Consider the following 13,466-nt stretch of genomic DNA (forward strand, 5'->3'; position numbering starts at 1 on the left):
TCCACAGCAAGTTAAAATATGGAAATAACTTAGGGTTTTTCTCATTTTAATTTGTACTTTTTCTTGACATAGTACCACATGAATGTGAAAAACGTGTATTATTAGTACGCTTTTTTTTATTTTTTGCAATAAATATTCATACTAATTTTTAATAAAATGAGAATTTTATTTGTATGAATTTGCCGGTAAATTTATGGACTTTGTTTCTTTCTCACGTTCTTTTTTCATAATGCTTTAAAGATTTAATATGTCTTTTATGTCCTTTTTTCTATAAAATCTAGGTATTTTCTTATCTCCACATTCTTTTAAATTTTCTACACTGAGAAGAGTAATAATATATAGTATAATTAGAGATATTATTATTTTTTTCATATTTTTAAAACAAGTTAATTGTTTAAGTGCATTCTATAAAGTTGTTAGACTTATTATAGATAGAAGATATGAGAAAAGAACTTTAGAAAAAATTAATGTAAGTGATAAACAAGAGTTAATAAGAAATCTAAGTATCTAGAAATAACATTTATGATAAAGAGAGTGAGAAGTGTGCATTTGAATAGAGAAAAGCAGTATAGGATTCTAACGTTGATTTTAACAGTTTCGCTTAATTTAGGACTTGTAATATTTTGTGTTTCTATATTGAGGTCAACTTTTTATCACAACACAAAATATCTACTATTCTATATTTATATGGGGATATTTTTTATATTTCTTTATCGATTTTATGAATACATAGAAAGAATTGTGAAAGATGAGTAGATAAAGACTAGTGGAGTATTAACTTTATTAATGACAAACCTTAATATAAGCACAGTTATAAAGCTTCTGCACTCAAGCAGGCTATGGAACAGACTCTCAGAGAGGCACAGAGAAAAGGATTTATAGATATGGATATTGAGATAAATAATCGTCCGGTAGTGCCAAATAAATATACTGAAAGGTAGTCATAGATATGATTTATGTTGCGGGGGATACCCATATACCATTGGATATAGAAAAGTTAGACGAAGATAATTTTAACTCACAGAAAAGCATGACAAAAGAGGATTATGTCATTATATGCGGTGACTTTGGAGGGATTTGGAATAATAGTACTGAGGAGCTAAACTGGCGAAAGTGGCTGGAAAAGAAAAATTTTACAACTTTATGGGTTGATGGAAATCACGAAAATTTTGAATTACTTAATAAATATCCTGTAACTAAGTGGAATGGTGGTAAAATACATAGAATTTCTGATAGTATAATTCATTTAATACGAGGACAAGTGTTTAACATAGCTGGGCTTAAATTCTTTGCCATGGGTGGAGGAGAATCTATTGACAAATATAATAGAGTAGAAGGGAAAACGTGGTGGAGAGAAGAATTACCATCCAAAGATGAATATGAAGAAGCTCTAGATAATCTTGATAAAAATAATTGGAACGTTGACTTTGTTATCACTCACACAGCATCAATAGAAATAATGAAACAAATGTGCTGGATTAAAGAGAATAATCCGCTTAATACTTTTTTTAATATGCTGCAAACTGAGTTAAATTATAAGCATTGGTATTTTGGGCACTTCCATGACGATATAGATATAGATGAGAAGCATACTTTAGTGTATGAGAAAATTATTAGGATAAAGTGATAGCATTTAAGTGTTACTAAAAGTAATAGGATGGGTAATTATATGATGTGTTGGACTACAAAAAGTGGACAAAAGGTATATCAAATCTTAAATGGAAGAAGTAATTCCTTTTTAGTTTCTAATAGAGATAAGTATTTATTAATTGATACTGGAAGAAAAAATAGGTGGACAGAGTTAAAAAATAAGTTAGATAAAATAGGGGTAGATGAAAAGTCTTTGGCTGCACTGATATTAACTCATACTCATTTTGACCATGTTGAAAATGCATGTAAAATAAAGGAGAGTTATAGAACTAATTTAATTGTTCACAAGAATGAAGGAGATTTTGTGAAAAGTGGAAATAATCCAGTAATAAGAGGAACAAATCCGATAACTGTTCTTATTACAAGAATATTAGGAGAGAGACTGAGAAAACTTTATAAATACAAACCAGCAGGTTACGATATTACTGTTGATGATAATTTTGATTTGATACACTTGGGCTTTAATGCATATATTATTCATACCCCTGGTCATTCAATTGGTTCAATAAGTGTAATTATAGATAATAAAATAGCCTTAGTTGGTGATACAATGTTTGGAATTTTTAAAAGCTCAGTATTTCCACCATATGCAGAAAATATAGCAGTTATGGTTAGTAGTTGGAAAAAGTTATTAGATACAGGATGCTTGTTATTTATTCCTGGACATGGCACAGAAAATAGTAGAGGACTTTTAGAAAAGGAATATGCAAAGTACAAAGGTAGATATAACTAATTATAATGAAATTTAAGTGCCCACTTATTGTTGTTAACAATATTGAAGTTGCAAGAAACTTTTATGAAAATGTACTAAATCAAAAAGTAAAATATGATTTTGGTGAAAATATAGTGTATGAGGGCAATTTCTCCATACAACTAAAATCACATTTTGCCGATATGATTACTATAAATCGAAATGATATAGTAATGAAATCAAATAGTTTTGAATTATATTTTGAAGAAGAAAATATAGACAGATTTGTAGAGAGGCTAGAGAATATTAATGGAATACAGTATATCCATAAGTTAATAGAACATCCTTGGGGGCAAAGGGTCATTAGATTTTATGATCCAGATATGCATATCATAGAAGTGGGAGAAAGTATGGAAAGTGTAGTAAAACGATTTTTAAATGAAGGATTATCAGTTGAAGAGACAGCAAAGCGTACTCAGCATCCCATTGAATTTGTTAGACAATGTTTGTAATGCATCATCCCACATGTAGATAGGAAAAAATATTAGGTGGTATATTGACTTTTTACCTGAGTAGGTATATGATGTAAAAAATAAGATTAAAAGCCAATGAAGAGAAGTAGTAAATATAGGAGTTTAGTTAAAGCGAATTTGGGATAGTGAAAGCCAGATACTGTAACTTATATTGAATGGGTCTCCGAGATGTGATGCGAAATAATAGTAGCAGTAAACGGATAGTTCACCGTTAAAAGAACAGGGTATCGAGTAATATCTGTACCTGGAGGAACTGTTTTATATTAAGGTGGTATAGCAGAATATTCATTTTGCCCTTATTAGGGTGAAGTGTTTTTTTATTTTATAGAACTTTTTAACTGCTATTTTCTACATTAGTATAAAAAATAAATATGGGTGGCATAATGGTCACTTTGTCCCATATAGGGATGAAGTGGCTTTTTTGTTTGTAAAATTATTTATGGAAGGAATGATACTTATGTTAAACTTATGGCTTTAAAAATGATGATGGTTATTTAAAGTAAACAAACTTAGGAGGTTAAGAAATGAGCCAAATTAAAGTATATGGTCTAAAGGATAACTTAAATAATATTAAGGGAAAATTATCAGAGGTTATTCATTCGTGTGTAGTGGATGCTTTTCAGATGCCTGAAGATAAGAGATTCCATAGATTTTTTCCTTTAGACAGAGAAGATTTCTATTTTCAAAAAGGTAGAACAGAGAGATATACAATAATTGAAATTAGCATATTTGAAGGAAGAACTATTGAGGCGAAGAAAAAGTTAATAGGGCTTTTATTTGAAAGAATCCAAAAGGAACTAAATATTATGCCTAATGATATTGAAATAACAATCTTTGAAACTCCTAACCATAACTGGGGGATAAGGGGATTGCCAGGAGACGAGCTGAGCTTAAATTACAATATTAAAGTATAGTTTTGAGGTGGATGGTATGGAGAAGAAATTGGATTTAAATGATATTGTTCTAATAGGAAGAACTTTTAATGAATATTATAAGATGTTTAATATTAGTAATATAAATAAAAATGAGAGAATATTAGATGTAGCTTCAGGTGTTAGTTCCTTTTGTGCAGAAGCCAGGGTTTTAGGATACGACATTACTGCGTCTGATAGAATTTATTGTTTTTCAGCTAATGAAATAGAAGAAAAGTGTGCAAAAGATTTAGAGATAACAATGCTAAAAATGGAAGAGGTTAAAGATTTATATAAGTGGCAGTATTTTAAGGACATTGAACATTTAAAGGAACACCGGGAAGAAGCATATAAGACATTTATTCAGGATTTTAAGCAAAATGCAGGGGCGAGATATGTTAATATTGAGTATCCTAAAAGCTATTTTAAAGATAAGCAGTTTGATATGGCTCTTGTATCACATTTTTTGTTTATGTATGATGATTATTTGAGTTATGAGTTTCATAAAAAAGTTATTAAGGAGTTAATAAGAATAACATCAAAAGAAATAAGAGTATTTCCAATGGTTAATTTAAAATGCAAAAAATCTCTGTTTGTTGACAGGTTAATAGGAGATAGATGCTTTTCCAAATATAAATTTAAAATAGTAAAAGTAGATTATGAATTTGTAAGAGGTGGAAATGAAATGTTAGTAATCAAAGTGCAGTAAATATTTAACATATTGTAGGTAAATATAATTTTAGTTAGGAGAGATTTTACAATGGAAAGAATAAAAAGTCTTTTAGTGGAAAATAATTTTAAATTTGAATTCATTCATCATGATAAGCTAATTCATACTGCACAAGAGGGTGCTGACTATTTTAAAATTACTATTGGGCAGACAGCCCCAGCACTTATAATATATACCGAATGCCCTTATAAAATTGAATAATGTTGTTGGAATCTTGAGTTAAAGTTAAGAGGAAAACTATTATTTTAAAGGCATATTCGATTTAGTTAAGGTGTTTTCTACATCTTTTAAAGCAGAATACAGTTTATTTAGTCAGTCCATTATGCACATTATTAGTGATGATTCTGCGTTGTTGCTTGTTGCTGAAGTAAATGCACAAATAATTGGTTATTGCTTAGGGTTCATTCATTTTACCTTTTATGCAAATGGTCAAGTGGCATGGTTAGAAGAAATAATGGTTGATGAACTATATAGGAGAAAAGGTGTAGGGAAAATGCTTATGGATGAGTTTGAAAAATGGTCTAAATTAAAAGATTCAAGACTGATTGCATTGGCAACTAGGAGGGCAGCTGATTTTTATAGTGCCATGAAATATGAAAAATCAGCAGAGTATTTTAGAAAGATATTATAAAGTTGTGAGAAAGGTGATGAAGTTATGGATGGATTTATTACACCGTCAAATCATTTTGACTTCAAGGCAAAAAGTTAATTGGAGAGATTAAAGGTAAAATATTGGATTGTTATGTTGCTTATATAGAACCACATGGAGGTGGCCCTGAGCCGAGTCATACCCATTTACACGACCACTTTTTCATAGTAGTGGAAGGTGTAGCAACAATAAAAATAGGAGAAGAAAAAATTAACGTGGGTATAAATGAATCTATAATTGTACCAGGCTCAAAAGTTTACTCTATATGGAATGAGACAGATAAATTGTTAAAAATGATTGGAACGACAATCCAAACGGAAAAATAGTAGGTTATTAAAGATATTTTTTACCAAGAGTTAGCTATTGTATATTATTATTTTTTAAAAAGGCAGTACGTAAATTGAAGGTAATAGATTAGGTGTATCATTAAGTGAATATTAGGGAGGCGTAAGATATATACTTATACTATTACTCAATTCTACATACTTGAAATATTATACTACCAAAATAAATAAAATGTCTTTAACAAGCTTTTTCAAGGATAGGTGTTAATTGCTTTACATATAATAAACATTTGTTCAATGACACTCACATATTCATTAAAGGACACTGTAAAATAGCAGAATAAGTCTATTAGAGCTGTTAGATTATTAGGAGCTCTTTTATTTTTAAACATTTTAAACAAAAAAGGATGTATGGGTGTGATAATTTATGTAAAAAAGGTATAACAGTAAAAATGTTTGCCATGATAAACAAGAAATGATACAATAATATGAAAAATATACTTCAATTTCCACCAAGGTTCAGTATTTATAAAATTATTTAGGGGGGTTATCCTATGCCATTAGTTAAGATTGAAATATTTAAAGGAAAAACTGCTGAATATAAAAAAGCAATAATGGATGGAGTACATTCAGCACTAGTACAAGCATTTAAAATTCCTGACGATGATAGGATGCAGAGATTATATGAACTAGATAAAGAAAATTTTGAGGTAACACCGGCAAAAACAGACCAATGTACACTTATTGAAATAACTGCATTTAAGGGTAGAAGTATTGAAGCAAAAAGAAAGTTATACAGAGAAATTGTAACTAATTTGAGAGCGAACCCTGGCATAGATGGCAATGATATAGCAATAGTTATTAACGAACCACCTTTAGAAAATTGGGGAGTTAGAGGCGGTAAGCCAGCAAACGAAGTTAACTTGGGTTTTAAAATAGAAGTATAAGAGATTGAGGCTTTTAATTATTTTTTAAGTAAAGGATGTAACTATTAAAGTTAATATCCTTTTTTTACTTCCATCTTGCATAAGATAATTTATTATATATTATTTGCCCTACAATTAATGTATTTAGTTTTCAGAGTGCAAAATCACCTCTTGAAAATCCAAGAAGATATTGCCAAAGGGCTTATGGAATTAAGCATGAAAGAGACACCACCAATCCGAATAATTCGGATTGCAAAACACAATCTGATTTAGCTGACCAATTGAATTTAAGCCAAAAGCAACTTGAAAGATATAAAAAACTAACAGAACTAATACCAGAATTACAATCCTTGGTTGAAACGGGCGATTTAAAGGCCACTACAGCATATAAGATTATGCTAAGTTACCTCATGCCAAACATACTAAAACGATACCTATAAAGGATGTGCTATTTGAAAATGATAAGAAAAAGGATGCTAATAGACATCAAATAAGTGCTATAAAACAATTGGTAAAAAATCTAGATACAGAAATAGACAAAGTTAGGTTATCGGAAGAGGATGGAAAGAATATAATTATAAAGAATTTGAAGGATGAAGTAATAGATAAAATCAGGAAAATAAAAGTAACTACAGCTACAGTGATGGCTTTACTTAAAAGAATTTATAAGGAAGAAGCAAAAATCAAGATAAAACAAGATGAAGAAATAAAAAGATATGAAATGTTATTATTAGGATGCTTATATAAAGCTCAAACGCAGGTAGTTGTTGATTCTTTTAAAATTTTATCTAATAAAATAGAAGTCTTAAAAGAGGATGAAGCTGGAGATGTTGTTTTATTTGGTAAGAAATATAAAGGGGTGAAAGCTCAAGAATAGCTTAGTAGGAGGGCCTAGATACTCTCCATATTTTTATTTTCACGCATGGTTGAAAAATGTAAGCAAAAAGATAATAAAGTTTTAATGAAAACTATTTTTACTAAGTTGTGATAATAGGGTAGAGAAATTATAATTACCAAAATATTGCATATGAGAATATAGTGAAGGAGTGATAAGTAAAAATATGACAAATGAAAGTGTAAAGAATAAGCTAAAGGATTATTTAGTGAAAAATGGAGTTAGAAATAATTTTGTTGCAGAAAAAATTGGTTTATCGTGTACAAGTATTTGTTTATTTTTAAAAGGTAGACGTTTACTATTGGATAAAAAACTGAAACTAATTGAAGGTTTAATAAATAAGACGATTTAGGAGGAAAACGAATATGGGCAATGAAAACAAAATGGAAAAAATAATCTACAATCTACAGGATGAGGATGGCAGATTGTATGATCACAACTTTAATGTTACTGATGAACACATTATATATGATGAAAATGAAAATAAGGTAGATTTAAAAGAAATTATTTTTGCAGAAATATACCCGCATGAAATGATACTACATTTGGAAAATAAGGATAGATATTTACTAGCTTACGAGGGTATAGAGAAGCTTACCATGTCCTCATAATCATAGATAAAACATGGATTTTATCAAGCAGATTTTGCCTTGAAAACCGTAGTAAATGAAAAAATGAAAGGAGAAGATTTATGGAGTTACAAGAAAAATTTATAATAAGGAAGGAAGTGGATAGATGGTAGCTATTAATAATATGCCTACCTTGTAGATTGTAGACTGATTGGTGTTTGCAATTCTTTTGGGCAGGATTTAGCAAGTACATATATACGTAGTTACAATAAAATCGCTAAGACTTCAGTGGAGATACTTAAAATAATACATAAAATAAGTACAAGAAGGAGATTAAAAAATGCTTAATTATAGATATAAGACATAATAGAAAGCAGACAAGTGTTGGTGTAGTAATATAGCTACATCATTTTTTTTATGCAAAAAGATAAATTATTGATGGATGCAGATTTAAAATCTAAGTTTCCATCTTGGACTAAAAAAGAAGAAATGAAGAAAGGAAAGATTGATTGGTTAATGTCAGATGATATAGATTCCTGGGCATCCATAGTATTGTTGCAGCATTTATTTGGAAAGCAAAATAAGGCCAATTATTTTATTGACTTTAATCAAAGTTATATAAATAAACATGAATACAAATGTAGCTGCCAGCAAATATATGTTACAAATGAATTAAGTAATGATGAACTGATAGGTGTTGATGTAGCACTTGATACCCAAACAATGTGTTTCGATAACCATTGTTGTATGCTAATTAAGGAAGACATAGAATATAAGAATCAATACAGTGCTAACATAAATAATATTTTCAATGTAACTAGGTTAGGGGATAATGGACTTAAAGATGGATATTATAGGAAATATGCTGGTTCCACTTTATTAACTATTATGAGCCTATATAATTTAGATATTGGTAATTGGGATGAAGAAATGTTAACGATTCTTTGCTGTATAGATAGTTTGTTCATTCCACAGAAAATTCGAAAAGTTAATTTTAAGAGTATTCAAGATAAATACCTAAAGTTAATGGGATATGAGTATTTGATTAAATTTATGGAAGAGAAAATTAATAGTAGTGGCTATAGGCTATTTGAAGAAGCTATAAAGAAATACAATCTTAAGGACAAAATAATTGTAGGAGCTGATGGCAAACTACAGACTTCAATTAGATTAGATTTATTATCAGAGGTCTTTGCACTTGATTTGTCATTACCCAATACGATATTTAAGGAACATAAAAGATGTGATAAATTTTACAGAAATTTAGATAAATATCCTATAAGGGAAGATGAATATTTATTGGATGAAGGAGAATACTTTCTAAATTTTTCTGTTGTTACTTCAAATTCCATTGTATATTCCAAAGGTGTGAATAGAAAATAATCAAGGCAGGAGGAAATTTTATGAGGATAATAAATATAGGATTCGATAATTTAATAGTGGCAGAGGAAATACAACTGATACTTTCAACAGATGGGGTATCTGTAAAACGGAAAATAGCAAAAGCTAAGGAAAAGGGGTTGCTAATAGACATTACAAGAGGTAGAAATAGAAGAAGTGTAATATTGTTAAAAAGTGGTATTATGGTGTTAAGTACTGTAAATACAAAGACACTTGCAAGGAGAATACAAAAAGAATCTAATGAGGTAGGAGCTTAGATGTAGAGGATAGGAGGGAATAAAAAGTGAGTTTTAAGTGGTTTAATCACATCTAGTCACATAAAATTGTTAAAAAATGCATAATTGAATATTCTGAATGGATATGTACTTATTTATGTACATATGATATGTGGAAGTGAATATAAGATAATATGATGGAGTTCACGTTAACTTATGTGAAAATCAATGGCAGTTAGATTGTTTTAGAGGTTTCTAAAGGTCTTGCGGAAAACGATTACTATAAGATTATAATTTTTATATTGCATTATATTAGATTTTTTATTCTAGTAATTTATATCTTGTGAATTCATTATGGAATCTTACTTAGAAATATAATAAGCATATGTTAACTGGTTCAAGCTTGAACCAATCCAGAATTATCCTGATTGTTTGAAACGGCGTGATTAAAATATGATATTTAGAACTATATAAGTTAAATAAAAATAGGAATAACCGTATAAGATTATTCCTATTAAAAATATTAAAAATGAAATACTACAAATCTTAGAAACCATGCTGTCCAGAACCATTAGGTGCTCCGTTGCCTTGTCCAAATTGATCAGATGGTGCTGGTAATTCCCAACTAGAACCCCAACTTGTAAATACATTTAATATTGAATATTCTTGGCTTTGAGTTATAGTACCTACTGTTACTAAAACATCCAGTTGAGCTTTAAAAGTTGAATATGAACCTATTTTGTCACTATAATATAGATTTAATATTATTGATTCTTGAGCTTGAGTTATAGTTCCTGCTGATACTAAGGAATCCAGTTTAGTTTGGAAATTTGCAAAAGTGTAATAATATGAATTATAACTTACAGGGGCTGGATTTGCATATCTAGGATTCGCATGGACTGTTGTAGCAATTCCTGTATTTATTAATAGTGGTGCTGCGATCATTACAGCGGAAATTAGTTTATATTTGTTCTTTAGCATTTTTGTACCTCCGATTATACATAGTATATGTTGTTTTTAGACGACTTTTGTCTCTATGCAAGTATGGTACTTAAAAAACATGACTGTTTAGTGACGAATCGATGTGAAACATATGTAATTTCTGTAGAAAAAAATATAAATTTTGTGAAAAACCATAAAATATAGGATTTTAAATTGATAGAGTCGTTTTAAGGTGTGTTGAATTATTGGGTATGCATTTGTACCTTTTGGATTTTAAAGTACCTTAAATGAGATATTTTTGATTATAGTAATTTAGAAACCCAGTAAAATCAACATATCTAGAATATAAAAATGGAGATAAACATATGAGATTATCTCCATTTAAAAGGTATTAAAAATGTTAACAATAAGCTATCCAATGAAGTTTATTTTCCACAATTATTGGTTGAAGTACTAGGTGGAGTGACTGCTGCTGGAGTATTAACTTTTGGGTTATTTTGTTTTGAGTCACTAGGTTTTGAAGTATTAGTTTTTGAAACATTCTGCTTTGAATCGCTAGGTTTTGAAACATTTTGTTTGTTTCCACCAGGTACTGAGGCATTAGTTTTTGAACCACTAGGTTTCGAGTTATTCTTATCAGGGTTTGTTGCATTAGGTTGAGGAGTATTATGGTTTATTGGTGTTGGAGTATTATGTCCTCCACTATTAGGTACTGATATATACCAATTAGAACCCCAACCAGTAAATCCATTTAATATTGGTGCTTTTTTACTGTGAGGTATAACTCCTGATGAGATTAAAGCATCTAGTTGAGCGTCTAAATTCGCTCTAGAACCTATTTTACCATTATAGTACTGAGCCAATATTGATTTTTCTTGAGCTTTGGATATAACTCCTGCTTTTACTAAAGAATCTAACTTAGCTTGAAAACTTGTAAAAGAGTAACGAGTTTGACTATAGCTTATAGGTTGTGTATTAGCACATGCATGGACTGTTGTGGCAATTCCTGTATTTGCCAATAGTGGTGCTGCAAGCATTACAGCTGAAATTAATTTGTACTTCATTTTTATCATTTTGATTACCTCCTAAAATTTTTATTATATGATAGTTTTTTTGTTTGATTTACTCTGTAAGAAAATAATACTTGGAAATCATGACCATTAGATGACGTAGTGATGTGAAACTCATGTAATAAATATTTTAGATTTTGTGAAAAACGATGAAATGTGGAATTCTTAATACAATTTTTATGAGAAATTAGATGAATGGGGAAATATATATAATAGTTAATATTTAAGGAGAAGGTGTTTTACCTTCTCTTTTTATATAAAGTTAAATATATGATTGTGGCAAATTAAACTGAATTTAAGATTGATTTATAAGGTTTACATATCAGAAAAATTACATGTACCCACAACGGAGGGTTATTTTTATTATAAATACGATTACATTAAGGCAAAAATTGGCTGTAACTGTTGATATAACTAGGTTAGAATGATACAAGCTTTTTAATGTTTATTGGCGTTTATCATGGAAAGTTAGTTATATCAATGTATGTAGAGGTTTAAATAAAAAATTATAGGGTTTTAATTTATCAATACATAGAGATATTTTAAATGGATTAAGAATCTATTTATAATTAATTCTTGATGTATAGTCTAAATGTAGTTCCAATCTAAGAATAAAATTTAGTCATTTTTAAAGTTCATCTTTTTTCTACAAACGCCAACTTTTTATATATAATAACATAATGTAGAAATTTTTATATAACATTTAATTGAGAAGCAGGTCAGGGAAATGACTTGCTTTTTTACTTTTGAATAGTTTATATAATTAAAGAAGATTGTAACAAAATTAAAACCACCAATTAGCTAAATGACACTAGCTGGTGGTTAAGTAAATCCCACTTTATCACTTGATTCTATTCGAATACAATTCACCCTTTCTACCTGAATTTGCCCATTATATTTATGGGGTATTACACATTACTTTCATTAATTGTAGATTTGTGAAAATTATTCTTTATATCCTAAGATTTACTATAATAGAATTTATATTACTTATTGAATTTATTATAACATAACAGGAATTAAAATACAACAATATTATTCTGAATATTTCAAGTATTGCGATTAAATATTAAAGATCAAGATGAAATTTATGCTGCCTTTTTAGCAAGATGTACTGATTTCACAATTTTACCGAAAACCCAAAATCTATATCCTAAAAAATTAACTACTTGGGCTAATACCATTGAAATAATTTTTGCAAAAAAAGAATTTATAGAACCATCTTTCATTAATATACTTAAACATATTAAACTTACGCCTAGAGAGGCAGAGTTAACTATAATAAATTGAACAATTTCATTTGTTGTTTTCTTACCGGTTTTTGTATCATCAAAAGTCCAAAACTTATTTAAAATATAACTATTTAAAGTACCACTGGAATAAGATAGTATTTGGCTTATAGCATAATTAATATCAAATAAGCTATTTAGTATACAAAATACTGCAAAGTCAAGTATGGTATTTAAACATCCTACACAACCAAATCTAGTGATATGCTTAAGTTTTTCATTATTTATAAATGTATTGTAAATATTTTTAACAATAGTCATATAGTTTACCTCCTGTAAACTAGGTAATTATTTATTTTATAATTATAAGTTTACTTTGTTACAGTTATGTGGCAGATATGTTAATGAGCTATAACATTTATGTATACGTGGTAAAGAAGTAAAAATTACCAAAATTGGTGTTCGTAAAACATATGCTTTCATTTTTAAAAAAGTTAAGTGATGAAGGGAAAAATGTAATATACGATTAATCTATAAATATACAATTCACAACATTGCAAGGCAATTGGTGAACCATTTTCCTAGTTCACGTCATAACAGCCACAAAACAGTATTACCATTTTTGCCTTATAGTTCATCTGAAATGGTAGTAAATGCCTTATGGCTGTTTTTTGCATGAATCTTGCCGTACCCGATTTTAATAAAAATATTTAATAAATACCATTGAAGAAGAATAAATAAGTCATTTGTAAATATATGAAGTTAAATTTA

17 protein-coding genes are annotated in these 13,466 nt (G+C 28.9%); 14 read left to right on the plus strand and 3 right to left on the minus strand.

The annotated features are described in order from the left end of the window. Window positions 1-949: 949 nt before the first annotated feature. The 14 genes from ACJDU8_RS23975 (at window position 950) to ACJDU8_RS24040 (ending at window position 9,496) form a co-directional block, all read left to right on the plus strand. A complete protein-coding gene (locus ACJDU8_RS23975) occupies window positions 950-1,627 on the plus strand; it encodes a metallophosphoesterase family protein (protein WP_406794701.1) in 678 nt (225 codons plus the stop codon). 42 nt (window positions 1,628-1,669) lie between these two features. After that, on the plus strand, window positions 1,670-2,383 hold the full coding sequence (locus ACJDU8_RS23980) for an MBL fold metallo-hydrolase (RefSeq protein WP_406794702.1): 714 nt from the start codon (window positions 1,670-1,672) through the stop codon (window positions 2,381-2,383). Between the two features lie 5 nt (window positions 2,384-2,388). Then, window positions 2,389-2,853, plus strand: a complete 465-nt coding sequence (locus tag ACJDU8_RS23985) for a VOC family protein (RefSeq protein ID WP_406794703.1) — start codon at window positions 2,389-2,391, stop codon at window positions 2,851-2,853. A gap of 545 nt (window positions 2,854-3,398) precedes the next feature. Then, window positions 3,399-3,788 (plus strand): tautomerase family protein, encoded by a 390-nt coding sequence (locus ACJDU8_RS23990; RefSeq protein ID WP_406794704.1) that lies wholly within the window; start codon window positions 3,399-3,401, stop codon window positions 3,786-3,788. 16 nt (window positions 3,789-3,804) lie between these two features. Beyond that, a complete protein-coding gene (locus ACJDU8_RS23995; protein ID WP_406794705.1) occupies window positions 3,805-4,494 on the plus strand; it encodes a hypothetical protein in 690 nt (229 codons plus the stop codon). 51 nt (window positions 4,495-4,545) lie between these two features. After that, window positions 4,546-4,716 carry a hypothetical protein gene (locus ACJDU8_RS24000; RefSeq protein ID WP_406794706.1) on the plus strand — a complete coding sequence of 57 codons (171 nt, stop codon included), beginning with the start codon at window positions 4,546-4,548 and terminating at the stop codon, window positions 4,714-4,716. Between the two features lie 121 nt (window positions 4,717-4,837). Beyond that, entirely contained in the window at window positions 4,838-5,146 is a 309-nt protein-coding gene (locus ACJDU8_RS24005) for a GNAT family N-acetyltransferase (RefSeq protein WP_406794707.1), read from the plus strand. A gap of 101 nt (window positions 5,147-5,247) precedes the next feature. Beyond that, window positions 5,248-5,490, plus strand: coding sequence for a cupin domain-containing protein (locus ACJDU8_RS24010; RefSeq protein ID WP_406794708.1), 243 nt, complete (start codon window positions 5,248-5,250; stop codon window positions 5,488-5,490). Window positions 5,491-6,002: 512 nt separating this feature from the next. Then, a complete protein-coding gene (locus tag ACJDU8_RS24015; RefSeq protein WP_406794709.1) occupies window positions 6,003-6,395 on the plus strand; it encodes a tautomerase family protein in 393 nt (130 codons plus the stop codon). Window positions 6,396-6,819: 424 nt separating this feature from the next. Beyond that, on the plus strand, window positions 6,820-7,251 hold the full coding sequence (locus ACJDU8_RS24020) for a hypothetical protein (protein WP_406794710.1): 432 nt from the start codon (window positions 6,820-6,822) through the stop codon (window positions 7,249-7,251). A 184-nt stretch (window positions 7,252-7,435) separates the two neighbouring features. Further along, window positions 7,436-7,621: a hypothetical protein gene (locus ACJDU8_RS24025; RefSeq protein WP_406794711.1), complete on the plus strand. Its 186-nt coding sequence runs from the start codon at window positions 7,436-7,438 to the stop codon at window positions 7,619-7,621. A gap of 13 nt (window positions 7,622-7,634) precedes the next feature. Further along, entirely contained in the window at window positions 7,635-7,880 is a 246-nt protein-coding gene (locus ACJDU8_RS24030; RefSeq protein ID WP_406794712.1) for a hypothetical protein, read from the plus strand. A gap of 396 nt (window positions 7,881-8,276) precedes the next feature. Further along, a complete protein-coding gene (locus ACJDU8_RS24035; RefSeq protein ID WP_406794713.1) occupies window positions 8,277-9,221 on the plus strand; it encodes a hypothetical protein in 945 nt (314 codons plus the stop codon). 20 nt (window positions 9,222-9,241) lie between these two features. Next, the gene (locus ACJDU8_RS24040; RefSeq protein ID WP_406794714.1) at window positions 9,242-9,496 is read left to right on the plus strand and encodes a DUF370 domain-containing protein; all 255 of its coding nucleotides are present in this window, start codon (window positions 9,242-9,244) and stop codon (window positions 9,494-9,496) included. Between the two features lie 504 nt (window positions 9,497-10,000). On the opposite strand, the gene ACJDU8_RS24045 is transcribed toward ACJDU8_RS24040, so the two are convergent. The 3 genes from ACJDU8_RS24045 to ACJDU8_RS24055 all read right to left on the minus strand — a co-directional run bounded on the left by ACJDU8_RS24045 (window position 10,001) and on the right by ACJDU8_RS24055 (window position 13,016). After that, entirely contained in the window at window positions 10,001-10,435 is a 435-nt protein-coding gene (locus ACJDU8_RS24045) for a hypothetical protein (RefSeq protein ID WP_406794715.1), read from the minus strand. Window positions 10,436-10,821: 386 nt separating this feature from the next. Beyond that, the gene (locus ACJDU8_RS24050; RefSeq protein ID WP_406794716.1) at window positions 10,822-11,469 is read right to left on the minus strand and encodes a hypothetical protein; all 648 of its coding nucleotides are present in this window, start codon (window positions 11,467-11,469) and stop codon (window positions 10,822-10,824) included. Window positions 11,470-12,554: 1,085 nt separating this feature from the next. Continuing rightward, on the minus strand, window positions 12,555-13,016 hold the full coding sequence (locus tag ACJDU8_RS24055; RefSeq protein ID WP_406794717.1) for a GtrA family protein: 462 nt from the start codon (window positions 13,014-13,016) through the stop codon (window positions 12,555-12,557). Window positions 13,017-13,466 lie beyond the last annotated feature (450 nt).

This window comes from Candidatus Clostridium eludens (genome assembly GCF_045310515.1).
Lineage (GTDB): Bacteria > Bacillota > Clostridia > Clostridiales > Clostridiaceae > Clostridium_B > Clostridium_B eludens.

Excerpts from the sequence above, each read along its gene's own strand:
- ACJDU8_RS23975 (WP_406794701.1), top strand. The coding sequence starts at position 950 with ATGATTTATGTTGCGGGGGATACCCATATACCATTGGATATAGAAAAG.
- ACJDU8_RS23980 (WP_406794702.1), top strand. The coding sequence starts at position 1,670 with ATGATGTGTTGGACTACAAAAAGTGGACAAAAGGTATATCAAATCTTA.
- ACJDU8_RS23985 (WP_406794703.1), top strand. The coding sequence starts at position 2,389 with ATGAAATTTAAGTGCCCACTTATTGTTGTTAACAATATTGAAGTTGCA.
- ACJDU8_RS23990 (WP_406794704.1), top strand. The coding sequence starts at position 3,399 with ATGAGCCAAATTAAAGTATATGGTCTAAAGGATAACTTAAATAATATT.
- ACJDU8_RS23995 (WP_406794705.1), top strand. The coding sequence starts at position 3,805 with ATGGAGAAGAAATTGGATTTAAATGATATTGTTCTAATAGGAAGAACT.
- ACJDU8_RS24000 (WP_406794706.1), top strand. The coding sequence starts at position 4,546 with ATGGAAAGAATAAAAAGTCTTTTAGTGGAAAATAATTTTAAATTTGAA.
- ACJDU8_RS24005 (WP_406794707.1), top strand. The coding sequence starts at position 4,838 with ATGCACATTATTAGTGATGATTCTGCGTTGTTGCTTGTTGCTGAAGTA.
- ACJDU8_RS24015 (WP_406794709.1), top strand. The coding sequence starts at position 6,003 with ATGCCATTAGTTAAGATTGAAATATTTAAAGGAAAAACTGCTGAATAT.
- ACJDU8_RS24025 (WP_406794711.1), top strand. The coding sequence starts at position 7,436 with ATGACAAATGAAAGTGTAAAGAATAAGCTAAAGGATTATTTAGTGAAA.
- ACJDU8_RS24030 (WP_406794712.1), top strand. The coding sequence starts at position 7,635 with ATGGGCAATGAAAACAAAATGGAAAAAATAATCTACAATCTACAGGAT.
- ACJDU8_RS24035 (WP_406794713.1), top strand. The coding sequence starts at position 8,277 with ATGGATGCAGATTTAAAATCTAAGTTTCCATCTTGGACTAAAAAAGAA.
- ACJDU8_RS24040 (WP_406794714.1), top strand. The coding sequence starts at position 9,242 with ATGAGGATAATAAATATAGGATTCGATAATTTAATAGTGGCAGAGGAA.
- ACJDU8_RS24045 (WP_406794715.1), bottom strand. The coding sequence starts at position 10,435 with ATGCTAAAGAACAAATATAAACTAATTTCCGCTGTAATGATCGCAGCA.
- ACJDU8_RS24050 (WP_406794716.1), bottom strand. The coding sequence starts at position 11,469 with ATGATAAAAATGAAGTACAAATTAATTTCAGCTGTAATGCTTGCAGCA.
- ACJDU8_RS24055 (WP_406794717.1), bottom strand. The coding sequence starts at position 13,016 with ATGACTATTGTTAAAAATATTTACAATACATTTATAAATAATGAAAAA.